At 72.1% G+C, this 23,074-nt stretch carries 22 protein-coding genes and 1 pseudogene; 12 read left to right on the plus strand and 11 right to left on the minus strand.

All coding sequences use genetic code 11. The features are described from left to right. Positions 1-52: 52 nt before the first annotated feature. The gene (locus AB0D74_RS35195; RefSeq protein WP_362595967.1) at positions 53-307 is read right to left on the minus strand and encodes a hexameric tyrosine-coordinated heme protein; all 255 of its coding nucleotides are present in this window, start codon (positions 305-307) and stop codon (positions 53-55) included. Positions 308-390: 83 nt separating this feature from the next. Here AB0D74_RS35195 and AB0D74_RS35200 point away from each other — a divergent pair, with 83 nt between their 5' ends. The 5 genes from AB0D74_RS35200 (at position 391) to AB0D74_RS35220 (ending at position 5,451) form a co-directional block, all read left to right on the plus strand. Next, on the plus strand, positions 391-843 hold the full coding sequence (locus AB0D74_RS35200; RefSeq protein ID WP_362596038.1) for a DUF1622 domain-containing protein: 453 nt from the start codon (positions 391-393) through the stop codon (positions 841-843). Continuing rightward, the gene (locus AB0D74_RS35205; RefSeq protein WP_362595969.1) at positions 840-1,103 is read left to right on the plus strand and encodes a hypothetical protein; all 264 of its coding nucleotides are present in this window, start codon (positions 840-842) and stop codon (positions 1,101-1,103) included. The genes AB0D74_RS35200 and AB0D74_RS35205 overlap by 4 nt, the downstream gene beginning before the upstream one ends. A gap of 232 nt (positions 1,104-1,335) precedes the next feature. After that, positions 1,336-2,151, plus strand: a complete 816-nt coding sequence (locus AB0D74_RS35210; RefSeq protein ID WP_362595971.1) for an SAM-dependent methyltransferase — start codon at positions 1,336-1,338, stop codon at positions 2,149-2,151. A gap of 228 nt (positions 2,152-2,379) precedes the next feature. Next, on the plus strand, positions 2,380-4,665 hold the full coding sequence (locus AB0D74_RS35215; RefSeq protein WP_362596040.1) for an FdhF/YdeP family oxidoreductase: 2,286 nt from the start codon (positions 2,380-2,382) through the stop codon (positions 4,663-4,665). A gap of 207 nt (positions 4,666-4,872) precedes the next feature. Further along, positions 4,873-5,451 carry a hypothetical protein gene (locus tag AB0D74_RS35220; protein WP_362595973.1) on the plus strand — a complete coding sequence of 193 codons (579 nt, stop codon included), beginning with the start codon at positions 4,873-4,875 and terminating at the stop codon, positions 5,449-5,451. Between the two features lie 126 nt (positions 5,452-5,577). On the opposite strand, the gene AB0D74_RS35225 is transcribed toward AB0D74_RS35220, so the two are convergent. After that, the gene (locus AB0D74_RS35225; RefSeq protein ID WP_362595975.1) at positions 5,578-6,021 is read right to left on the minus strand and encodes a MazG-like family protein; all 444 of its coding nucleotides are present in this window, start codon (positions 6,019-6,021) and stop codon (positions 5,578-5,580) included. 69 nt (positions 6,022-6,090) lie between these two features. Beyond that, the gene (locus tag AB0D74_RS35230; protein WP_362595977.1) at positions 6,091-6,636 is read right to left on the minus strand and encodes a DoxX family membrane protein; all 546 of its coding nucleotides are present in this window, start codon (positions 6,634-6,636) and stop codon (positions 6,091-6,093) included. Between the two features lie 134 nt (positions 6,637-6,770). Between AB0D74_RS35230 and AB0D74_RS35235 the strand changes: the two genes are divergently transcribed. Beyond that, positions 6,771-7,097: a nuclear transport factor 2 family protein gene (locus AB0D74_RS35235; protein ID WP_362595979.1), complete on the plus strand. Its 327-nt coding sequence runs from the start codon at positions 6,771-6,773 to the stop codon at positions 7,095-7,097. Positions 7,098-7,160: 63 nt separating this feature from the next. Further along, the gene (locus tag AB0D74_RS35240) at positions 7,161-8,147 is read left to right on the plus strand and encodes an aldo/keto reductase (protein WP_362595981.1); all 987 of its coding nucleotides are present in this window, start codon (positions 7,161-7,163) and stop codon (positions 8,145-8,147) included. A gap of 181 nt (positions 8,148-8,328) precedes the next feature. On the opposite strand, the pseudogene AB0D74_RS35245 reads toward AB0D74_RS35240, so the two are convergent. Continuing rightward, positions 8,329-9,009 (minus strand): annotated as a pseudogene (locus AB0D74_RS35245) (ABC transporter ATP-binding protein); the annotation flags it as partial. 113 nt (positions 9,010-9,122) lie between these two features. After that, on the minus strand, positions 9,123-10,601 hold the full coding sequence (locus AB0D74_RS35250) for an ABC transporter permease (RefSeq protein WP_362595983.1): 1,479 nt from the start codon (positions 10,599-10,601) through the stop codon (positions 9,123-9,125). Positions 10,602-10,801: 200 nt separating this feature from the next. Between AB0D74_RS35250 and AB0D74_RS35255 the strand changes: the two genes are divergently transcribed. Then, positions 10,802-12,082 carry a serine hydrolase gene (locus tag AB0D74_RS35255; protein WP_362595985.1) on the plus strand — a complete coding sequence of 427 codons (1,281 nt, stop codon included), beginning with the start codon at positions 10,802-10,804 and terminating at the stop codon, positions 12,080-12,082. 240 nt (positions 12,083-12,322) lie between these two features. Here AB0D74_RS35255 and AB0D74_RS35260 read toward each other — a convergent pair whose 3' ends face one another. Together AB0D74_RS35260 and AB0D74_RS35265 are read right to left on the minus strand one after the other, a co-directional pair. After that, a complete protein-coding gene (locus AB0D74_RS35260; RefSeq protein WP_362595987.1) occupies positions 12,323-13,081 on the minus strand; it encodes an SDR family oxidoreductase in 759 nt (252 codons plus the stop codon). Between the two features lie 160 nt (positions 13,082-13,241). Continuing rightward, positions 13,242-14,240, minus strand: a complete 999-nt coding sequence (locus AB0D74_RS35265) for a Gfo/Idh/MocA family oxidoreductase (protein ID WP_362595989.1) — start codon at positions 14,238-14,240, stop codon at positions 13,242-13,244. A 123-nt stretch (positions 14,241-14,363) separates the two neighbouring features. Here AB0D74_RS35265 and AB0D74_RS35270 point away from each other — a divergent pair, with 123 nt between their 5' ends. From AB0D74_RS35270 to AB0D74_RS35285, 4 genes are all read left to right on the plus strand, one after another. Continuing rightward, positions 14,364-15,782 (plus strand): multidrug effflux MFS transporter, encoded by a 1,419-nt coding sequence (locus AB0D74_RS35270; protein WP_362595991.1) that lies wholly within the window; start codon positions 14,364-14,366, stop codon positions 15,780-15,782. Further along, the gene (locus tag AB0D74_RS35275; protein WP_362595993.1) at positions 15,722-16,915 is read left to right on the plus strand and encodes a serine hydrolase domain-containing protein; all 1,194 of its coding nucleotides are present in this window, start codon (positions 15,722-15,724) and stop codon (positions 16,913-16,915) included. The genes AB0D74_RS35270 and AB0D74_RS35275 overlap by 61 nt, the downstream gene beginning before the upstream one ends. Then, positions 16,912-17,907 carry a small ribosomal subunit Rsm22 family protein gene (locus tag AB0D74_RS35280; protein ID WP_362595995.1) on the plus strand — a complete coding sequence of 332 codons (996 nt, stop codon included), beginning with the start codon at positions 16,912-16,914 and terminating at the stop codon, positions 17,905-17,907. Before AB0D74_RS35275 ends, AB0D74_RS35280 begins: the two co-directional genes overlap by 4 nt. Positions 17,908-17,988: 81 nt before the next feature. Next, entirely contained in the window at positions 17,989-18,735 is a 747-nt protein-coding gene (locus AB0D74_RS35285) for a bifunctional DNA primase/polymerase (protein WP_362595997.1), read from the plus strand. 101 nt (positions 18,736-18,836) lie between these two features. Here AB0D74_RS35285 and AB0D74_RS35290 read toward each other — a convergent pair whose 3' ends face one another. From AB0D74_RS35290 to efeO, 4 genes are read right to left on the minus strand one after another with little or no spacing between them, the layout of a single operon-like run. Further along, a complete protein-coding gene (locus AB0D74_RS35290) occupies positions 18,837-19,751 on the minus strand; it encodes a hypothetical protein (RefSeq protein WP_362595999.1) in 915 nt (304 codons plus the stop codon). A gap of 34 nt (positions 19,752-19,785) precedes the next feature. Then, on the minus strand, positions 19,786-20,679 hold the full coding sequence (efeU, locus tag AB0D74_RS35295; protein ID WP_362596001.1) for an iron uptake transporter permease EfeU: 894 nt from the start codon (positions 20,677-20,679) through the stop codon (positions 19,786-19,788). Positions 20,680-20,682: 3 nt separating this feature from the next. After that, positions 20,683-21,918 carry an iron uptake transporter deferrochelatase/peroxidase subunit gene (efeB, locus tag AB0D74_RS35300; RefSeq protein ID WP_362596003.1) on the minus strand — a complete coding sequence of 412 codons (1,236 nt, stop codon included), beginning with the start codon at positions 21,916-21,918 and terminating at the stop codon, positions 20,683-20,685. A gap of 9 nt (positions 21,919-21,927) precedes the next feature. Continuing rightward, the gene (gene efeO, locus AB0D74_RS35305; RefSeq protein WP_362596005.1) at positions 21,928-23,064 is read right to left on the minus strand and encodes an iron uptake system protein EfeO; all 1,137 of its coding nucleotides are present in this window, start codon (positions 23,062-23,064) and stop codon (positions 21,928-21,930) included. Between the last annotated feature and the right edge of the window lie 10 nt (positions 23,065-23,074).

Below are 23,074 nucleotides of genomic sequence, written 5' to 3' on the forward strand. Positions count from 1 at the left end.
GTCTCGGCTTCCCTCGGCCTGCTTCGGCCTCCCTGGGCTTCTCTCCGCGTGGTCAGGAGCGCCAGTAGCCGTTCGCCGCCGCGATCGTCTGGAATTCCAGCGCCACCACCTGGGCCGAGTGGATGAGGCTTTCCGGGGTCGTGGCGTAGTTGGGGCGGCCTCCCTTGAGGATGTCCAGGTCGGGCTGGATGTTGTGGACGGTGTGGCGGGCGAGGGTCAGGGCCAGGGCGCGGCCCTCCTCTGGCGTGTCGGTGAGGAGGGAGTTGCCGGGGACCAGGACCATGCCTTCGTCAGGTACGCGTGTCATGGCGGCAGTGTCGGCGGGACGAGTGCGGTGTCTTTCGTGCGACACGTGTTCTTGAGCTGTAGGAGTGAGATGCGGTGGGTGTGATGCGAGGCGGTGGCCATGCCCTGGCGGACGATGGTCTGCTCCCGGAATCGGTGCTGAAGGACATCGTCGACACGCTGGTGCGCCTGGTGGAGTTCACGGGCGCGCTGGTCATTTTCATCGGCGCGCTCTGGGCGTTCCTGCAGCTCGTGAGAGGTGCGGCGCGGTGGGGACGGTCGTCCAGGGCGGGCGTGCTGGATCCGGGGTGGGAGTTCAATCGGATCCGGCTCTCCCTGGGACGGTTCCTCGCGCTGGGGCTCGAGTTCCAGTTGGCCGGGGACATCCTGCGCACGGCCATTGCGCCGACGTTCACGGAGATCGGGCAGCTGGCCTCGATCGCGGCCATCCGTACCGCGCTCAACTACTTCCTGGGCAAAGAGATCGAGAAGGAGCGCAAGGAGGTCGAGCCGATGCCGGGGGAGGGCCCGGCATCGGGCCGGGCGGCCCCCTCGTGACGGCGGTACTGCACCAGGCGGCCCTGCTGGTGACGCTGTTCGGGTTGCTCTCCGCCTTCTGCGCGGGCCTGCGCCTGCGCCGCGTCCGGCCCACGATCGCGCTGCTGACGGACTTCCTGCTGGCGGCGGGGCTGATCCGGCTCGCCGCCGAGCCGACGTGGATGTCGCTGGCCATCGCCGCAGCCACCGCCGCCGTCAGGATGCTGGTCAACGCGGGGTTGCGATCGTCACCCGGATCGTCGCCCGGATCGCCGGCGTGATCGCGGCCCAGGACACGGCCGGCACCCCGCACGCCTACGGAGAAGCCGTGACCGACACCTTCCCCTGCCTCGCACCGGCCTTCTGACCGATCGCGCCTCACCCCCCGGTCATCCGTCCCCGCGTCCTCGACCGGCGATCCGGGTGGACGCGTGAACTGGCCCACTGTGCAACGGAGTTCGCTCGTAGGATGGCCCGCGACCGATTCCCCCGGCCGAAGGACGTACCCGCCCCATGAGCGACCCCGTGACGACGCCCGACCCGGCCGAGGAGCAGCAGATCGACACCTCGGTGCCGCACTCGGCCCGTATCTGGAACTACTGGCTCGGCGGCAAGGACAACTACCCCGCCGACGAGGCGGCCGGTGACGCGTACACCGAGGTGTTCCCCGGGATCGTCACCATCGCCCGCTCCAGCCGGGCCTTTCTGCGTCGGAACATCGCGTATCTCGTCTCCGAGGCGGGTATCCGGCAGTTCCTCGACGTCGGTACCGGGCTGCCGACCGCGCAGAACACCCACGAGGTCGCCCAGCGGCTCGCTCCCGAGGCGCGGATCGTCTACGTCGACAACGACCCGATGGTGCTCGCCCACGCCCGTGCGCTGCTCACCTCCACCGAGGAGGGCGCGACCGCGTACATCGACGCCGACGTGGCGGACCCGGAGCGGATTCTCGAAATCGCCGCCGGGACGCTGGACTTCACTCGACCCACGGCGCTCATCCTCAGCAACATCCTGGGGCACGTCGCCGACTACGAGCAGGCCCGTGCCATCGCCGGCCGGCTGATGGCAGCCCTGCCCCCGGGCAGTTACCTCTCCGTCAACGACGGGTCGCGCGGTGTCGACCCCGTCTTCGAGCGGGCCCAGGACGCCTACAACAGCAGCGGCGCCGTTCCGTACAACCTGCGCTCCGTCGGTGAGATCACCGCGTTCTTCGACGGTCTGGAGCTTGTCGAACCCGGTGTCGTCTCGGTGACCGAGTGGCGGCCGGAGCCCGGTCCGGGCGCTCCGGAGGTCGTCGCCGAGCACGGCGGGCTCGCGCGCAAGCCCTGACGCCGGAAAGGTGCCACGTCCACGCGCATGTGCCTCTTCTAGATCGCCTCGCCTCGCCTCGCCTCGCCTCCCCGCACCCCCCTGCCTAGCATGGGAAGGACGCCGCTGACCCCGGCGGTGTGTACCCCGTCCCGGCAAAGGGTGAGAGCCGTGGCTACCTCACACGACGAGCAGAAGCGGACGTGGCCGGCGGATCCGGACACCGATCCGGGGACGGGTGGGGAGCGGGTGGGGCCCAGGCCCGACGGGGAGCCGTTCTTCCATCCGTATCACCATCCTGCTGCCGGCTGGGGCGCCGCCAAGAGCGTGAGCAAGTTCCTGGTGCGGGAGCGGGCGCTGGTGGACGGGCCGCGGGCGATCATGAAGATGAACCACGAGGGGGAGGGGTTCGACTGCCCGGGGTGTGCCTGGCCCGACGACACCAAGGGGCTGCGGCTCGATCTCTGTGAGAACGGGGTCAAGCACGTCACCTGGGAGATGACCCGGAAGCGGGTCGGGCGGGAGTTCTTCGCCGCGCACTCCGTGGCCGAGCTGGCCGGGTGGAGCGACTTCGCGCTGGAGGACCAGGGGCGGCTGACCGAGCCCATGGTGTACGACGCGGAGTCCGACCACTACGTGCCGATCAGCTGGCGGGACGCGTTCGACCTGGTCGGAGGCGTGCTGCGGGGGCTCGACCATCCGAATCAGGCGTCCTTCTACACCTCCGGGCGGCTCGGGAACGAGGCCACCTTCCTGTATCAGCTCATGGCTCGCGAGTTCGGGACGAACAACCTTCCGGACTGCTCCAACATGTGTCACGAGGCCAGCGGGCGGGCGCTCACCGCCTCCCTCGGTACCGGGAAGGGGACCGTCGACCTCCAGGACTGGGACGCCACCGACGCGCTCTTCATCATGGGCGTGAACGCCGCGTCCAACGCCCCCCGGATGCTCACCGCCCTCGCCGACGCCTACCGGCGCGGTGCCCAGATCGTGCACGTCAACCCGCTGATCGAGGCGGCCTCGCGGCGGACGATCATCCCGCACGACTTCGTGGACATGGCGGCCTGCCACTCGACCCGCACCGGCACCCTCGACCTCCAGGTGCGCGTCGGGGGCGACATGGCGCTGCTGCGGGGGATCGCCAAGGCCGTCCTCGACCAGGCCACGGCCGATCCCAAGGCACTCGACCAGGAGTTCGTCGACCGGTACACGAGCGGGTTCGAGGACTACCGGAAGGCGTGCGAGGCCACGTCCTGGGAGGAGATCGAGCGGCAGTCCGGGGTCAGCCGCGCCGACATCCTGCACGCGGCCCGGATCTACCGGGACGCCGACCGCAGCATCATCAGCTGGTGCCTGGGGGTCAGCCAGCACGAGCACGGGGTCGACACCGTACGGGAGATCGTCAACGTGCTGCTGCTCCGCGGCAACCTCGGGCGGGAGGGGGCCGGGCCCTCGCCCGTGCGCGGGCACAGCAACGTGCAGGGCAACCGCACGTGCGGCATCGACCACCGGCCGACCGGCCAGTTCCTGGACCGGCTCGCCGCGGTGTGCGAGATCGACCCGCCCCGGGAGCACGGACTCGACACCGTCGGCACCATCCACGCCATGCTCCGCGGCGACGTCAAGGTGTTCGTGGGCATGGGCGGCAACTTCGCCCTCGCCGCGCCCGACACCCGGGCCACCTACGAGGCCCTGCGGACGTGCGAACTCACCGTCCAGGTCAGCACCAAGCTCAACCGCAGCCACCTGGTCCACGGCCGGCAGGCGCTGATCCTGCCCTGCCTCGGCCGTACCGAGAAGGACCACCAGCGGTGCGGGATCCAGAGCACCTCGGTCGAGGACTCCATGAGCATGGTGCACCTGTCCGTGGGGATGAAGAAGCCGGCCTCCGCACACCTGCTCTCCGAGCCCGCCGTCATCGCCGGGATCGCCCGCGCGGCGCTTCCCGACAGCACCACGCCCTGGGCCTGGTACGTCGAGGACTACGACCGTGTCCGCGACACCATGGCCCAGGTCCTCGACGGCTTCGAGGACTTCAACCGGCGGGTGCGGCTGCCACTGGGGTTCCGGATCCGGCAGCCCGCCCGGGAACTGGTCTTCCGCACGGCCTCCGGGCTCGCCGAGTTCTCCTCGGCGCCGCTGCCCGACGTCGTACCCGCGCCGGGAACCCTGGCGCTCGGCACCATGCGGTCGCACGACCAGTGGAACACCACCATCTACTCCGACAACGACCGCTACCGGGGGATCAAGAACCTCCGCACCCTCGTCTTCATGAACGCGGCCGACATGCGGGAGCGCGGCATCGACGAGTTCGATCCGGTGGACATCGAGAGCACGGCCAAGGACGGCAGCACCCGTGAGCTGAAGGGGTACCTCGCCGTCCCGTACGACCTGCCCCGCGGCTGCGCGGCCGGGTACATGCCCGAGATGAACGTGCTGATCGCCCTCTGCGACTACAGCGAACAGAGCGACCAGCCGCTGATGAAGCACATCCGGGTGACGATCGGACCGGCGGCTGCCGCTGCCGCGTCCTGAAGCACCCCGCGCCGGTCAGGAGGCTTTCGGACCGCGCAGCCCGCTCGGCCGCCACGGTCGTCGATGTCATCGCACGCGCCACCGCCGCCGGTTGAGGCACCGGCGGCCCGAGTCGCGCCCGTGGGACGTCTCGTGTGCGTACGCTGTTCACCGCGCGGAGCACATCGGCGTCCCCGCGCGGAGCACATCGACGAGAGGCCCGACCGTATGTCCGAGTCACCCGGGACCGAGCTGGCGTCCGAGTACAGCGCGCGGATCGCGCGGGACCTCGAAGTCAACGCCGAGGAACAGGACCGCCTCGCCACCGAGATCGCCGCCCTGGAAGAGCAGTTGCGCGCGGTACGGGAGAACAGGGTGGTCCTGGAGCGGCTCCAGCAGGCGCTCACCCCGCAGGCCACCGCCGCCTCCGCTCCCGTCTCCGTCCCCGCACCCGGAACGGCCGACGCGGACGCGGACGCCGTCGTGCCGCACCAGCGGACCGAGCCCGCGCCGAACCGCCGTTCCCTCCCGCGGCAGGGCGCCGCGGAGCCGAAGCCGAGCCTGGTCGACGCCGTGCACGCCTACCTCGCCCAGCAGCGGGAGCCGCGGTCCGCGACCGACGTCGCCGAGGCGATCAGGGCCGGCCAGCCCGGCCGCACCATCAAGACGACCGTGATCCGCACAACGCTGGAGAACCTGGTCGCCAGAAACCGGGCCCGACGCACCAAGCAGGGCCGGGCGGTCTTCTACACCCTGTCCTCGGCGGAAGCCTCCGAGGCCCCCGAAGCCCCCGAGACCGAGACCTGACACCCCTCCCGGTCCGCCGGCACATATGTCTGCCGGGACATATGTCTGCCGCCCACGGACATGACGGGGCCACCTCATGTGCGGACGGGGTCCCCAGGCGGTTGTGTACGCGCGTCCTCGCCCTCCTCACGGACGACGACCGGAGTCCGGTGGTGTGGCATCGGCGGGAGCCGAAGACGCCCGCCCCAGCGAGCGTTCCCTCACCCCCGCCAGGTGCTGTCCGAACACCCCCGCCGCGTCCGGGGTCAGCGTGCGCAGGGCCACCAACGCTGTGATCACGACGTCGCACAGTTCGCCCTGCACGTCCTCCCAGGTGTGGGTGACGCCCTTGCGGGGGTTCTGGCCGGTCGCTCCGATCACCGCCTGGGCGACCTCGCCGACCTCCTCCGTGAGCTTGAGCATGCGCAGCACGAGGCCGGTGTCGCCGCCGTGCCTCCGGTGGGTGTCCAGCCAGGTCCAGAGGTCCTCGATGGAGGCCCACAGGTCCGGGGCCTCCGGGGCGTCCGGGGTGGCCGGGGCGTCCGGGGTGCGCCGGGCCTTCGTGGGCGGTGTCGTGTGCTGTTCCGTCATGGCGGAGAGCCTGCCCCGCCCGTCCCCGCCGCCAATCCCGGCCACCCGTCCCCGCGACCGTCCCCGCCGTCACTCCTCGAACAGCGCCTCCTGCTCCCCCTCCTTCGCCCGGCGCACCCGCCGGTTCCGGGCGCCGATCACCACTGACGTCACCGCCGCCGTCACGCCCAGTGCCGCCGGGACCATCCAGCCCCGGTCGAAGACGTGCCCGAGTGCGTGGTCCAGGGAGAGCCGGCCGGGGCCGGCGACGGCGAGGCCCGCGGCGGCCAGGCCCAGGGTCGCCGCGTACTCGTAGCCGCCCTCCGCGGCGAAGAAGCCGTTCGGCCGGTGCAGCGCGGTCGCGCCCGCCATCGCCCCGGCCGCCGCGGCCCCCGCCGCCGGGGTCGCGAGGCCCAGCGCCAGCAGCGTTCCGCCGCCCGCCTCCGCGAGCCCCGCCGCCAGCGCGCTCTGCTTCCCGGGCGCGTACCCGGCCGACTCCATGAACTGCCCCGTGCCCTCGATGCCGCCCCCGCCGAACCAGCCGAACAGCTTCTGCGTGCCGTGCGCGGCCAGCACCCCGCCGGTGCCCAGCCGGAGCAGCAGCAGGCCCACGTCACGTCGGTCGTAACAGGTCACGGGAGCTCCCATCGGCGGCATGCGGATCACGGGCCTCCACCGTCGCACCCAGCACGCCCGGTCGGCCCGTCCGCGCGCCCGTTCGGGTGGCGGGCGGGTGGCGGGCCGCCGGGACCGATGTGACGCTGACTGGCATGACGATCAAGACAGCCAAGCTCAGCGACCCGGCCGTCCGGGCCTTCGTCACCGCCGTCAACGCCAGCGACCGCGAACGCCTCGTGGAACTCCTCACCCCGGACGCGACCATGGCGGACGACGGCTCCGACCGGAACCTCGACGACTGGATCGACCGGGAGATCTTCTCCTCCAACGGTCACATCGACGTCGACAACGAGTCCAACGGCGGCCGTTCCCTGCTCGCCCACTACCGCAACGACACCTGGGGCGAGATGGTCACCCGCTGGGACTTCACGATCGACGACGACGGCCGCATCTCCCGCTTCGAGACCGGGCAGGCGTAGCAGGAGAAACAGACCGCGAAACGGCTTGTCCTCGGGTGCGCTCCAACTCCTACCGTCTGGGGCATGGAAACCGACAGCACCACCAGGACCCTGGGCCGTTCCGGCATCCGGGTCAGCGGGCTCGGCTTCGGCTGCTGGGCCATCGGCGGCGAGTGGCAGGACGCCACCGGGCAGCCGCTCGGCTGGGGAAGGGTCGACGACGAGGAGTCCGTACGGGCGGTCCACCGGGCCCTCGACCTCGGCGTCACCTTCTTCGACACCGCCGACACCTACGGCGCGGGACACAGCGAGCGGCTCCTCGGCCGCGCCCTCGGCAGGCGCCGGGACGAGGTCGTCGTGGCCACCAAGTGGGGCAACGTCTTCGACGAGGAGAGCCGGACGCTCACCGGGCAGGACGACTCCCCGGCCCATGTGCGCCGCGCCCTCACCGCCTCCCTGCGCCGCCTCGGCACCGACCACGTGGACCTCTACCAGCTGCACCTGTCCGACGCCGACCCGGCCCGGGCCGCCGAACTCCGGGACGTCTGCGAGGAGTTGGTGGGGGAGGGGCTGATCCGGGCCTACGGCTGGAGCACCGACGACCCCACCCGCGCCGCCGTCTTCGCCGAGGGACCGCACTGCGCGACCGTCCAGCACACCCTGAACGTGCTCCAGGACGCACCGCAACTCCTCGAACTGGCGGAGAAGTTGGACCTCGCCGCCATCAACCGCAGCCCGCTCGCCATGGGGTTGCTCGGCGGGCGGCGGGCCGGGGCAGCGGCCGGCGACATCCGCAGCAGGCCCCCGGCCTGGCTGCCCGGGTTCGGGGACGGCGACGGGGCCGACCCCGCGTGGGTCGAGCGGATCGAGGCCCTGCGCGAGATCCTCACCAGCGACGGGCGGACCCTCGCCCAGGGCGCCCTCGGCTGGATCTGGGCCCGCAGCCCGCGCACGGTCCCGATCCCCGGCTTCCGGTCGGTCGCCCAGGCCGAGCAGAACGCCGGCGCGATCGCGAAGGGGCCGCTCACCGCCGGGCAGCTGGCCGAGATCGACCGGCTCCTCGGGCGGTGAGCGGCCCCGCGCCGCTCACTGACCCCGGTCAGTAGCCCTGGCCGCCGCCGTACTGCTGCTGCACGTACGGCTGCTGGTCGTGGCCCTGGGGCTGCGGGGCGCCGAACGCCGCCTGCTGCCCGCCGTACGCCGCCGCCTGCTGCTGTCCGTGTCCGGCCGCCCCCTGCTGTGCGAACCGCTGCCCGCCGCCCTGCTCGGTGAGGGTGATCTGGCCGGCCTTGATGGTGGCCAGGCGCGGGGCGCGGCGGGCGATGGAGGAGTCGTGGGTGACCATGATGAAGGTCAGCCCGTACTCGTGCCACAGGCCTTCGAGGAGGGCCATGATGTCGTCCCGGGTGCCCTCGTCGAGGTTGCCGGTCGGCTCGTCGGCGAGCAGCACCTTCGGCTTCTTCACCAGCGCGCGGGCGATCGCGACGCGCTGCTGCTGGCCGCCGGACAGTTCGGAGGGGGCGTGGCGCAGGCGGTCGCCGAGACCGACCGAGGCCAGGGCCTCGGCGGCCCGCTCCCGGCGCTCGGCCGGCTTGACGCCGAGCGGGACGAGGGCCGTCTCGACGTTCTCCTGCGCGGTGAGCGTCGGGATCAGGTTGAACGACTGGAAGATGATCCCGATCTTCTCCGCGCGCAGCCGGGTGAGCTTGGTCTCGCCGACCTTGGCGAGGTCGATGTCGTCCAGCAGGACGCTGCCCTCGGTCGGGCGGTCCAGGCCGCCGATCATCTGGAGCAGGGTCGACTTGCCGCCGCCGGTCGGGCCCTGGATGACGAGCTGGTCGCCGTCCTCGATGGTCAGGTCGATGCCGCGCAGCGCCTCGACCGTCTCCTTGCCCCGCGTGTAGCGCTTGGTGACTCCGGTGAGTCTGTACATGGGGTTCTCCACTGGGTGCTTCGCCGCGACGGGCGTGAGGGCGTAGGGGCGTAAGGGGTGGGGCGCCGCGTCCCGGGGGGAGTGGAGGCGGCGCCCCGGCTCGGGGGCGAGGGCTACGAGACGCTGCGCAGGGCGTCCGCCGGGCGCATCCGGGAGGCACGCCAGCCGCCCATCGCGCCCGCGATCAGACCGCCGGTGACCGCGAGGCCGACCGCCAGGGCGATGGTGGTCAGGGAGACCGGCGCGGACAGCGCGATCTCCATGGTGTTCTGGGAGGCCTGCTGGCCGGGACCGCCGCCGCCCGGGCCGCCGCCCATGCCACCGCCGCCGCTGGAGCTGCCCAGCTGGGCGGTGAGCTTCGGGCTGATCGCGGTGACCGCGTAGGCCGCGCCGACGCCGAGGGCGATGCCGAGGGCGCCGCCGATCAGGCCGTTCACGATGGACTCGCCGACCACCTGGCGGGTGACGTTGCGGGACGGCCAGCCGAGCGCCTTCAGGGTGCCGAACTCACGGACGCGCCGGGAGACGGCGGAGGAGGTCAGCAGGGCCGCCACCAGGAAGGCCGCCGCGAGGACCGCGATCGACAGCCACTTGCCGACGCTGGTCGCGAGGCTGGAGGCGGTGGAGAGGGAACCGGAGACGGTGGACGCCAGGTCGGCGGAGGTGGTGACCGTCGTACCGGAGATGTTGGCGGTGATCTCCTTCTTCACGGTGGAGATCTGCTTGGAGTCGGTCGCCTTGACGTAGATCGTGGTGACCTGGTTCTTGGCGTCGCCGATGGTCTGCGCGACCTTCAGCGGCACGAAGACGTCGGTGTCGGACTCGCTGCTGTCCGGGGTCGCGATCCCGATGACGGTGAACTTGGTGCCGGAGATCTTGAAGGTCGAGCCGACCTTGTACTTCTTCTCCTTGGCGTACGACTTGCTGACCAGGGCGACCTTGGCGCTGGTCTGCGCGGAGGTGAAGGTCTTGCCCGAGGTGACCTTCATGGTGGACAGCGGGCCGAGGCCCTGGTGGGCCACGTCGACGCCGGCCACGGAGTAGCTGTTGACGTTGAAGTTGGCGCCGCCGCCCTGGACCTGCGGCGCACCGCCCGAGCTGCTGCTGCTTCCGCCGCCCGGCTGCCCCTGGCCGCCGCTGTTGCTGCTGCTGCCGCTGGTGGTGGAGGACTTCGCCTTGCCCTGGGTGAAGGACCCGTCGACCTTGGTGACGTTGAGGGAGAGCGCTCCGACCGCGCTCTCCACGCCCTTCTGGCCGGCGACCTTGGTCACCAGGGACGACTTCAGGGCCTGACCGCCCTGTGTCTGCACCCGGTCCGAACTCTGCGTGGAGCTGCTGCTGGACTTGGCGTCGAACTTGAAGTTCGGGCCGCCGGAGCTGCCCGAGGTCGGGGCCGTACGGGCCTTGGTGACCGTCATGTCGGTCCCGAGGCCGTACAGCGACTTGAGGACCTTGTCCTGCGCCTGGGTCATGCCGGCCGACACCGAGTTGACCGTGATGACGAGGGCGATTCCGAGCGCCAGACCCAGTGCGATGACCAGGGCCGCCTTCTTTCTGCGGCCCAGCTCGCGCTTGAGATAGATGCCAAACATCCCGTTCCTCGAAGGTTCTTGGCGCCCGCTGTGGGCGCTGGCTCAAGTTAGGGAGAAACCTTTGAGCCGCCCTGGGTAAAAGATGTGTCAGAGCTGAGAAACCGGGATGTCTTAGCAAACTTTCATAAGACAGCAAATTCATATGCCGGACAGGGGGTCCTCCTGGCAAAGCCCTGTTGGATGCGGTGTACGGTCCCGGGATGCGCGATTCCTCTCGGCTGACCCGGCGTGCCGCCCTCGGACTGACGACCGCCGCCCTCCCCCTGTCCGCGGCGGCCCCCGCCACCGCGGCCACCGCCGCCACCGTCATCGGCGGCGAGCGGCTGGCCCGGGGAGGCGTACAGGTACGGGGGGCCACCGGCCTGCCGAAGAAGATCACCGCCCGCGCCTGGCTGCTCGCCGACTGCGACAGCGGTCGGATCCTCGCCTCGTACAACGCGCACCGGCGGCTGGCACCGGCCTCCACCCTGAAGATGCTGTTCGCGGACACCGTGCTGAAGAAGTTCGAGCGGACCGAGCGCTACAAGGTCAAGGACTCCGACATCTCCGACGTCCCGTCCGGCTCCAGCCTGGTCGGCATCAAGCCCGGCCTCACCTACACCGTCGAGCAGCTGTGGCAGGGCGTCTTCCTGCGCTCCGGCAACGACGCCGTGCACGTCCTCTCCCACATGAACGGCGGGATCGCGAAGACCGTCGCCGAGATGCAGGCCAGGGCGGCCGACCTGCAGGCCCTCGACACCCATGTGGTCAGCCCCGACGGCTTCGACCACCCGGGCCAGCTGTCGTCGGCGTACGACCTGACCCTCTTCGCCCGGCACGGGCTGAAGGACGACGACTTCCGCGGCTACTGCGGGACGCGGACCGCCGACTTCCCGGCGGGCGGCAAGAAGACCTTCCAGATCCAGAACACCGACCGCCTGCTCACCGGCGCCTGGGGCCTGGACGTCTACAAGGGCCTGTTCGGCGTCAAGAACGGCTACACCAGTCACGCCGGCAACACCTTCACCGGCGGTGCCACCCGTGACGGCCGCACCCTGCTGGTCACCGTGATGCACCCGGACCCCGGCACCAACGCCGTGTACGAGCAGACCGCCGCGCTGCTCGACTGGGGCTTCGGGAAGGGGAGTTCGGCGGACTCCGTGGGCACGCTGGTCGATCCGCTGAGCGAGGGCGGGGCGAGCGCGAGTCCGTCGGCGTCGAAGGGCAAGGGGGCCGCGGGGGCGGCCGGGACCGGGGCGGCGGGCGGTTCGGGCTCCTCGGGGCCGTCGCCGTGGCGGATCGCGGAGGGCGGGGCGGTGACCTTCGCGCTGCTGGGCGCGGGGGCGTGGGCCCTGCGTCGGCGTCGGCGGGCGGCTGGTGCGGCAGCAGGTGCGGGGGCCGGTTCCGAGGCCGGCGCCGGTTCCGGAAGCGGTTCCGGAGTCGCGGCCGGTCCCGACTCGGGTGCCGCACCGGCCGACCCGGGCGGCACGGCCGCGGGCTGACGTCACGCGGCAGCCGCCCCACCCACCGGTGCGTACCCGCGGTCCCTCGCGGGCCCACCCCCACCCCGGTCCGGTGGAACGGCTGCCGCCTCCCCCCTCGGTGTGGTCGGCGGAATGCCAGAGCCTCAACTGTGAAGTTCTGGTGGAGGAGAGTTGAGCATAGGCCCGTTACCGGCCGCGATACCGCGGACGTCGACATTCCGCTTGTGCAGGTTGTGGATTGTCCGACTGAACGGCGGTTCAGCCCCGGCCCACGTACGGCATCGCCGTCGCCAGCACCGTCGCGAACTGCACGTTCGCCGCCAGCGGCAGCTCGGCCATGTGCCGCACGGTCCGTGCCACGTCCGCCACGTCCATCACCGGTTCCGGGGCGATCTCCCCGTTCGCCTGCAGTGCGCCGGTCTCCATCCGGGCCGTCATGTCCGTCGCCGCGTTGCCGATGTCGATCTGCCCGACCGCGATGCCGTACGGCCGCCCGTCCAGGGACAGGGACTTGGTCAGCCCCGTCAGCGCGTGCTTGGTCGCCGTATAGGCGGCGGAGTGCGGGCGGGGCGTGTGCGCCGAGACGGAGCCGTTGTTGATGATCCGCCCGCCCTGCGGCTCCTGCTCCTTCATCTGCCGGAACGCCGCCTGCGCGCACAGGAACGCCCCGTTGAGGTTCGTGTCCACCACGTGCCGCCACGCCTCGTAGGGCAGGTCCTCCACGGCGACCCCGCCCGGGCCGAACGTCCCCGCGTTGTTGAACAGCAGGTCCACCCGCCCGAACCGGTCCACGGCCGCGGCGAACAGCGCGGTCACGTCGTCGGGTTGGGAGACGTCGGTCCGTACGGCGACGGAAGCGCCCTCGGGCGCCAGGGCCGCCGTCTCCTCCAGCCGTCCGGCGCGCCGTCCTGCCAGCGCCACCGACCAGCCGGTGCGCAGCAGTTCCACGGTCACCGCCCGGCCGACGCCGGAGCCGGCTCCGGTGACCACCGCGATCTTCGATTGCCTGTCATCCATGGGGTCGCAGCGTAGGCGCTCCGCTGGGAGGGCCGCGTCATCCAGGCCGTCGGGTTGTCTGCGGCTGGGTGGGGGCTGGTCGCGCAGTTCCCCGCGCCCCTTACGGGGCGCCTCGGTGCGGGGCGTGTTCAGAGTGGGGTGTGTTCGGAGTGGGGCGCTTTTACGCCTCGCCCGGGTAGCGGACGCCGATCTGGTCCCTGAGGGTGTCCAGGGTGCGCATGACGGCGAGGGTGCCGTCGAGGGGGACGAGGGGGGATTCCTTCTCGCCGGCGCGCAGGGCGCGCATGACCTCGCGGGCCTCGTGGCGGAGGGTGTTGCGGGGGCCGTCGGCCGGGTCCATGGCGAACTCCTCCGGGTCGCGGCCGTCGCGGTGCAGGACGAAGCGCTCGGGGTGGAAGAAGCCGTCCGGGATGTCGATCCGGCCCTGTGAACCGGTGATCGAGGCGCTGGTGCCGGTGCCGCCGACGATGGAGCAGTGCACCATGGCGAGAGCGCCGCTCTCCCAGGAGAGCAGTGCACCCGTCTGGAGATCGACGCCCTCGTCCGAGAGCACCGCTCGCGCCGACATCCCGTCCGGCTCGCCGAGCAGCAGGTGCGCGAACGACACCGGGTACACGCCCAGGTCCAGCAGCGCGCCCCCGCCCAGCGCCGGGTCCCGCAGCCGGTGGGCCGGCGGGAACGGGCCCTCCAGGCCGAAGTCCGCCTGCACGGTCCGCACCTCGCCGACCGCCCCGTCCGCGACCAGCGCCGTCAGCCGTCGCACCAGCGGGTTGCAGTACGTCCACATCGCCTCCATCAGGAAGCGGTCGTGCTCCTTCGCCAGCGCGACGAGTTCCCCGGCCTCGCGCCCGTTGACCGTGAACGCCTTCTCGCACAGCACGTTCCGCCCCGCCTCCAGGCACAGCCCGGCGGCGGCCCGGTGCGCCGAGTGCGGAGTGGCGACGTACACGACATCGATGTCCTCGTCCCGGGCCAGCGACTCCCAGTCGCCGTACGCCCGGCCGATCCCGAACCGCTCGGCGAACGCCTCGGCAGACTCCGCCGACCGCGAGGCCACCGCCGCGATCTCCGCGTCCGGCAGATCCACCAGGTCCGCCGCGAACGCGGCTGCGATCCCGCCCGTCGCCAGGATCCCCCACCGCACGCTCTGCTCACCCATCCCGGCCGCCCACCCTCGCTCACGTGTTTCCCGGCAGTCTGTACGAGCTGAGAGCATATGCGGGGGCCGTCGGGATCCGGCAACAGCCGACCGGACCGCGAGACCAACGAAGACGGGGGACACATGCCCGAGCAGCCGGCGCCGCCGACACCGGACGCCCAGGACACCACGAACGCCCACAGCGCCCACAGCGCCCACAACGCCCACAGCGCCCACAGCGCCCGGGGCGCCCACAGCGCCCGGGACACCGCCGTACCCGCCGTACCCGCACCGCGCGGCCCCGTCGGCCGTCAGGGCCCCACCGCCGCCTCCCGCCGCGCCGGCCTCCTCCTCGTGCTGGTCCTCGGCGGGCTCACCGCGACGCCCCCGCTGGCCATGGACATGTACCTCCCGTCCCTGCCGGAGGTCACCCGCTCCCTCGGCGCCCCCGCCGCGACCGTCCAGCTCACCCTCACCGCCTGCCTCGCCGGGATGGCCCTCGGCCAGCTGGTCGTCGGCCCGATGAGCGACCGGTGGGGGCGCCGCCGCCCGCTGCTGGCAGGACTCGCCGTCTACGTCGTCGCCACCGCCCTGTGCGCCGTCGCACCGGACGTGGAGACGCTGGTCGCCTTCCGCCTCGCCCAGGGCCTCGCGGGCGCGGCCGGCATCGTCATCGCGCGGGCCGTCGTACGCGACCTCTACGACGGGGTCGCCATGGCCCGCTTCTTCTCCACCCTGATGCTGGTCTCCGGGGTCGCCCCGATCGTCGCCCCGCTCATCGGCGGGCAGATCCTGCGGGTGACGGACTGGCGGGGCGTCTTCGTCGTCCTCACGGTCGTCGGGGCGCTGCTCGCCGCGCTGGTGTGGGTGCGGCTCCCGGAGACCCTGCCGCCGGCCGACCGGCACGCCGGGGGAGCGGCCTCCGCCGTCCGCGCCATGCGCGCCCTCCTCGCCGACCTGCCCTTCACCGGCTACATGCTCGCGGGCGGCTTCGCCTTCGCGGCCCTGTTCGCCTACATCGCCGCGTCCCCGTTCGTCATCCAGGAGATCTACGGCGCCTCCCCACAGACCTTCTCCCTCCTCTTCGGCCTCAACTCGGTCGGGCTGGTGATCGCCGGGCAGGTCAACGGGAAGGTGCTGGTCGGCCGGGTCAGCCTGGACAAGGTGCTGGGCGCGGGCCTGGTCGTCACCGTGCTCGCCGCGACCGCCCTGCTGCTGATGTCGACCGGGGCCCTCGGCCCGGTCGGGCTCGCCCCGGTCGCCGCCGCCCTCTTCGTCCTGATGTCCGCGATGGGCCTCACCCTCCCGAACGCCCAGTCCCTCGCCCTGCTGCGCACCCGGAGCGCCGCCGGGTCCGCGTCGGCACTGCTCGGGACCTCCTCGTTCCTCGTCGGGGCGGTCGCCTCGCCGCTGGTCGGGATCGCCGGGGAGAGAACCGCCGTGCCCATGGCAATCGTCCAACTGGCGGGGGCACTGGTGGCACTGGCCTGCTTCGTGGGAATGTGCCGTCCCTGGGCAGCACGTGGGAACACCCGTGCGAGGACGGAGGGAGCAGGGAGCTGAGCGCACCGAGACTGCGCGTCGAGACACCCGAACGGGCCGGGCTCGACCCCGCGGAACTCAGGCACCTCGTCCGCGAAGTGCACGACCTCACCACCGGCGCGCGGCCCTGGGCGGCAGGCGCCGTGGTGGTCGCCGGACGCGGCCCCGTGATCGCCGTACAGGTGGCGTCCGGCTGGGCCGTGCGCTGGTCCGCGTACGATCCCGAGACCGACGCCGGTGTCGAGCTGCTGCGCGCCGCGCGGGTCCCGGCGACCGTCGACACCCCCTTCGACGTCGCCTCCCTCACCAAACTGTTCACCGCGGTCGCCGCCGTGCAGCAGCTGGAGCGCGGCACCCTCGGCATCGACGCCCGTGTCGGCGCCTACCTCCCCGACTTCCACGGGGTCGCCGCGCACCGCGTCACCGTCCGCCAGCTCCTCACCCACACCTCGGGACTGCGCCCCGAACTCCCGCTCTACGACTGCCCCGACGACACCGCCCGCCTCGACCTGCTCCGCGCGGAGGCCCCGACCAGCGCCCCCGGCGCCTACCGCTACTCCGACCTCAACCTGCTCCTCCTCCAGCACGTCCTGGAGCGGATCACCGGCCGCCCCCTCGACGTCCTGGTCCGCGACGGCATCACCCGGCCGCTCGGCATGACCGCCACCGACTTCGGACCCTGCCCCGGGGCGGCGGCCACCGAGGACCAGCGGCGGCCCTGGGCCAAGGCGGACCGGGGGATGCTGCGGGGCGTCGTGCACGACGAGAACGCCTGGGCGCTGGGCGGGGTGGCCGGGCACGCCGGCCTCTTCTCCACCGGCCGGGACCTGGCGATCTTCTGCCGGGCCCTGCTCGCGGGCGGCGCGTACGGCCCGGCGCGCATCCTCGGCCCCGACTTCGTGGACCTGCTGCTGGCTCCGCCAGGACTGGGCTTCCTGGTGGACCAGCCGTGGTTCATGGGCGAACTGGCGGGACAGGGAGCCGCGGGCCACACCGGGTTCACCGGGACCAGCCTGGTCCTGGACCGGGCGACGGACACTTTCCTCGTCCTGCTGGCCAACACCGTGCACCCGCGCCGCCGCCCCGGCGACAGCGCACCCCGGGCCGCCGCGGCGACCCGCCTCGCCCGGGCTGTCCATACAATCGCCGGGTGAACCACCCCACCCAGCCCGTCCCACCGGCCGACCGGCTCCGCGCCACGCTCTCCGACCTGCTCGACGGCCTGCCCCCGAAGCAGGCCGCCTCGGCCGTCGAGCGGCTGATCGCCACCTACCGCGGGGCCACCCCGACCGACGCGCCGATCCTGCGGGACCGGGCGGACGTGGTGGCGTACGCGGCGTACCGGATGCCGGCGACCTTCGAGGCGGTACGGTCCGCGCTCGCGGCGTTCGCCGACGCGGTGCCGGAGGGGTGGGCGCCGGGCAGCCATGTGGACGTCGGCGGCGGGACGGGCGCCGCGACCTGGGCGGTGACCGACACCTGGGAGGGCGTCCGGCCGGTGACGGTCCTCGACTGGGCCGAGCCGGCGCTGGCCCTCGGCCGGGAGATCGCCGCCGCGAACCCGGCCCTGCGGGACGCCAAGTGGCAGCGCTCTCGGATCGGAGCGGCGCTCACCATCGAGAGCACTGATCTCGTCACGGTGTCGTACGTCCTCAACGAGCTCGACGAGGCCGGCCGCGCCGCCCTCGTCGACGCCGCCGTGGCCGCCGCGCAGGCCGTCGTCATCGTCGAGGCCGGCACCCCCGCCGGCTACGCCCGGATCATCGAGGCCCGCGACCGCCTCACCGCCGACGGCCTCCACGTCGCCGCCCCCTGCCCGCACAGCGCCGCCTGCCCGATCGTCCCCGGCACGGACTGGTGCCACTTCTCCGCCCGGGTCAGCCGCTCCTCCCTGCACCGCCAGGTCAAGGGCGGCTCGCTGCCCTACGAGGACGAGAAGTTCAGCTACGTGGCCGCCACCCGCTTCCCGCCCGCCCCGGCACCGGCCCGGGTGGTCCGCCGCCCCCAGATCCGCAAGGGCCAGGTCCTGCTCGACCTCTGCGAGACCGACGAACAACTACGCCGCACCACGGTCACCAAGCGCCACGGCGACCTGTACAAGGCGGCCCGCGACGCAGACTGGGGCGACCCGTGGCCGCCCGGGTGACCCAGGTCTCGTACCCCCCGCTTCACGCCCAGACGGGACCATAAGGCATCCTGTCCGGACCACAGCGAGGCGAGGCGATAGATGAGCGCGACGTTCGGCGGCCCGAGCGGCCGGCAGGGCAGACTCTCCCAGTGGCTCCGGGGTCGCCGCCCGAAGCAGGCGGTCACCGCCGAGGACCCGGGCCGCGCGGCCCTGCTGCTCGCCGCCGCCGAGGCGGGCCTTCCGCTGGCCCCCGCCGCCCACCCCGCCCCCGGCTACGGCTGCTCCTGCGACCGCGTCGGCTGCCCCACCCCGGCCCGGCACCCGGTGTCGTTCGCGTGGCAGACCCAGTCCACCACCGACCGCGCCCAGATCGAGCGCTGGGCCCGGCACCAGCCGCAGGCCAACTTCATCACCGCGACCGGTATGACCCACGACGTCCTGGACGTGCCCCTGGAGGCCGGGCAGGAGGCGCTGGAGCGGCTGCTCGCGAGCGGTGTCGAGGTCGGCCCGGTCGCCGGGAGCGACGACGGCCGCCTCCTCTTCTTCACCCTCACCCGCGGCACCCCCGAGGACGAGGACGAGTGGTGGCCCTGCGAGCTGGACTGCCGTCCCGAGACCATGGACGAGCACCCGGGGCTGCGCTGGCACTGCCGGGGCTCCTACGTCCTCGTTCCGCCCGCCCGGCTGCCCGGCGGCGACGGTGACCGGCGGGTGCGGTGGGTACGCGGGCCCGAGCATGCGCTGCCCGATCCGCTGAGCCTGCTGGAGATCCTCACGGACGCGTGCGCGCGGTACGCGGGTGAGGAGGCCGACCAGGTGGGGGCGGGCTGGCCGCTGCGGCACTGAGCGCTCCGCGGGTTGTGCCGGGTCCGGTCGTCGGTCGGGTGCGGCGGGGTGGGGGCTGGGCGCGCAGTTCCCCGCGCCCCTTCGGGGCGCGGGACCTGATGTTAGGAACCCTGTGCCGAGGTCAGGCCCTGGATGCGGCCGAGGATGGAGATCTTGCCGGTGCCCGGTGGGTCCAGGGCGATCTGGTTGGAGACGAACTGCATCGTCAGGGACTGCTTGATCTCGCCCTTGGTGAGGGCCTTGACGCTGAGGTTCGGTGTGGGCACGGAGGTGCCCGTGGCCGCCGTCTCCTTGGCGTAGTAGCGGGTGGTGAAGAACACCGCCGCCCCGCCGTCGGCGGTGCGCAGCGCGAGCGGCGCGTAGTCGCCGGCGGTGAGCGGCTCGTCGATGTACTGGGTGGCCAGGCCCGGCTTGGTGGACTTCTTGCGGTCGGCGCGCCAGCCGCTGGTGTGCACGCCGTCCGCGAAGACGGTGCCGCCGCTCTTCAGGTACGTGGCGTAGTCCCGGCTCAGGTCGCCGGGAGAGACGGCGAGCCGGGCGCTGTTCGCCGGTACGTCCTCGGCCCAGCCGTCCTTGTCGGTGGTGAACTTCGGTACGTCGTCGGGCGCGACCAGCGTCAGGTAGGCCACCTGGAACGGCTGGGAGAGGCCGTTGCGGGTGAAGACCAGCAGCCAGCGTTCGTCGCCGCCCTTGTTGCCGTGCGCGTCGGCGACGAACCAGCGCGGCCAGCCGGCCTTCTTCGGGATGGTGTACGTGACGTCGTCGAACTCCAGCGCCGAGTGGGCGGAGTTGCCGGCCGGGCTGTTGACGTGCCCGGCCTTCAGGCGCGCGGAGTCGATGTCGGCGAGGGCGCCGGTCGTGTAGTCCGCGTCCAGGGAGCCGTCGTAGGCCTTGTCGGCCTTGTTGTAGGCGTCCGTGAACTGCCGGAGCGCCTTGGCGGCCTCGGCGCGGGTGGTGCTGGGGAGTACCTCGCGCTCCCCGTGCACCACCACGCAACCGCTCGCCGTCAGCGACATGGCGGCCAGCGTGACCGCTATGAGCGCGTTCCGATCACGCCTGCGGAGCCTGCGGAGCCGTAGAGGGCCGCGACCCCTGGTCGTCAGGTGCGTCATCAGGTGCCTTCACCTTCCCCTTCCCGGAGCCGAACCCTACCGGGGCGAAGAAGAACGCGAGTGTCGGGACCAGGTACAGCAGCCACACCGTGACCTGGAGCACGGTCGGGTCCGGCTGGAAGTTGAACACGCCCTTGAGGAGGGTGCCGTACCAGCTGTCCGGCGGAACGGTGCCGCTGATGTCGAAGGCCTGGTTGGTCAACCCCGGGATCCAGTCGGCCTCCTGGAGGTCGTGGAAGCCGTACGCCAGCACGCCCGCCGCGACCACGACCAGCATGCCGCCGGTCCAGGTGAAGAACTTGGCGAGGTTGATCCGCAGCGCGCCCCGGTAGAACAGCCAGCCGAGGAGGACCGCGGTGGCCAGGCCCAGCGCCACGCCGACCAGCGGGCGCGGGGTGCCGTCGCTCGCCGCGTGCACCGACGCCCACACGAACAGGGCGGTCTCCAGGCCCTCGCGGCCCACGGCGAGGAAGGCGGTGGCGACCAGCGCACCCGTGCCCATCGCGAGGGCCGCGTCCAGCTTGCCGTGCAGCTCCGACTTCAGGTGCCGGGCGGTGCGCCGCATCCAGAACACCATCCACGTCACCAGGCCGACGGCGACGATGGACAGGGACCCGCCGAGCGCCTCCTGCGCCTGGAACGTCAGCTCCTGGGAACCGAATTCGAGCGCGCACCCGAAGCCCATGGCGATCAGCACCGCCACTGCGATGCCGGCCCAGATCGGCTTCAGGGCGTCCGTGCGCCCGGTCTTGACCAGGTAGGCGATGAGGATGCAGACGACGAGGGAGGCCTCAAGGCCTTCCCGCAGCCCGATCAGGTAGTTGGAGAACATGGCTCACGCCCCTTCGGAGAACAGCGTCCGGCCCCACCAGTCGTCCTTGTCGCGGACGCCGGGCGGGACCGCGAAGACCGCCGAACCCACGTGCTGGATGTACTCGTTGAGCGCGTCGGACGCGGACAGCCTGCGCTGCAGCGGGATGAATCCCTCGCGCACGTCACGCATGTAGGCCAGGAAGAACAGCCCTGCGTCGAGCCGCCCGAGACCGTCGGTGCCGTCCGTGAACGAGTAGCCCCGGCGCAGGATGGTGATCCCGCCGTTGGAGTCGGGGTGCGCGAGGCGCACGTGGGCGTCGGGCTTCATGGCCTTCAGGAACGGCTCGTCGTGTTCCTTGGCTTTGCCGACCGGGGCGCCCTCGCCCTTGTCCCGCCCGAACACGTCCTCCTGTTCCTGGAGCGAAGTCCGGTCCCAGGTCTCGATGTTCATGCGGATGCGCCGGGCGACGAGGTACGACCCACCGGTCATCCAGTCGGATCCGTCCCCGTCGGCCGCCCACACGAACTTCTTCAGCCGGTCGGTCTCGGTCCCCGCGATGTTGCGGGTGCCGTCCTTGAACCCCATGAGGTTGCGGGGGGTCTGGGCGTCCGGGGTCGTGGACGAGGTCTTCCCGAAGCCGAGTTGGGACCAGCGGACGGCGACCTTGCCGAAGCCGATCCGGGCGAGGTTGCGGATGGCGTGCACGGCGACCTGCGGATCGTCGGCACAGGCCTGGACGCAGAGGTCGCCGCCGGTGCGGGACGCGTCGAGGTTGTCCCCGGGGAACTTCGGCAGGTCGACGAGTGCGGCGGGCCGCTGGTGGTCAAGCCCGAACCGCTCGAAGAAGGACGGCCCGAAGCCGATCGTCAGCGTCAACCGGGACGGTTCGAGCCCGAGGGCCTCGCCGGTGTCGTCCGGTGGCGCCTCGGCGAGCCCGCCGTACGCGCCCTCGCCGACGGCCCTGCCCGCGGTCATCCGCCGGGCCGCGGCCGTCCAGTCCTTGAGCAACTGCACGAACTCGGCCCGGTCGTCGGTCTTCACGTCGAACGCGGCGAAGTGCAGCCGGTCCTGGACGGGGGTGGCGATGCCGGCCTGGTGGGCGCCGTGGAACGCGACGGCCGTGGTGGTGGGTTCGGCGTCGCCGCCGCCGGACTCGGCAGCGGCCACCGCGCCGCCGGCCACGGCGGCGCCGAGCGCGAGCCCGGCCCCGCCCCAGCCGATGACCGCCCGACGCGACGGATTCGCTGTGTCACTCATGTCCCGCCCCTACTTGACCACGGTCGCGGCGAGCTTGGACAGCGGCTCCGCGAGGGCGTTGACCGCGTCGGACAGCTCCTTCTGCTGGGCCTTGGTGACCTTGTCGTACGACACGAAGCCGTCCGAGGTGGCGGTCGTGCGGTACTTGTCGAGCAGCGTGTCCAGCGCGGCGAACTGCTTGTCCAGTTCCGTGGTGAGCGCCGCGTCGTTCTTCTGCGCGACCGGCTTGAGCAGTTCGTACGCCTTCTGCGCGCCCTCGACGTTGGCCTTGAAGTCGCTGAGGTCGGTGTGCGAGTAGCGGTCCTCCTCGCCGGTGACCTTGCCGGTGGCGACCTCGTCGAGGAGCTCCTTGGCGCCGTTGGCCATGGAGGTCGGGGTGATCTCGGCCTTGCCGACCCGCTTCTGCCAGTCCTTCAGGTCCGTGACCAGCTGGGCGGCGAGGGTCTTCTGCTCGGCGCCGATCTTCTTGTCCTGCCACAGCGCCTTCTCCAGCGCGTGCCAGCCGGTCCACTTCTGGCCCTCCTCCAGGCCGTCGGCACGGGTGTCGGTCTTCGGGTCGATGTCACCGAAGGACTCGGCGATCGGCTCCGTGCGCTCCCAGCCGACGCGGGAGGGCGCGTAGGCCTTCTTGGCGGCTTCGAGGTCGCCGGCCTGGATGGCGTCGGCGAACGTCTGCACCTTCGGGATCGTCGCGTCGGCCTGCTCCTGGGCGTACTCGCGGTAGTCGGCGACGGCCTTGTCGAGCGTCGGGTTGCGCTTGGCGACGGTGCCGGAGCCGGTGACGGTCAGCTTCTGCCGCACGCCGTGCCCCTTCATCCCCGGCCGGCAGGCTATTTCGTACGATCCCGCCTTCACCTCGGCGGTGAGCGTGTACTTCGTCCCCGGCCCGATGTTCTCCTTCTCGGAGACGATCCGGTCGTCCGGGAAGAGGATCTCGACCTCGGTGGCCTTCGATCCCGTGTTCTCGATGGCGAGCGTGACGTGTCCCGCCGGGACCGACTTGGTCGACGTCTCGCACTTGGCGTCGGCGGCGGTGACCTTGATCGCGTCGTCGCCCTTGGCGTCGCTCTTCGCCGTGCAGGCCGAGAGGGCGGTCAGGGCGGCCACGGTGGCGGCGGCGGTGACGGTGAGTCGGACGGCACGCATGCAGGCTCCA

Origin of the sequence: Streptomyces sp. NPDC048278, from assembly GCF_040652195.1 — a bacterium.
Classification (GTDB): domain Bacteria; phylum Actinomycetota; class Actinomycetes; order Streptomycetales; family Streptomycetaceae; genus Streptomyces.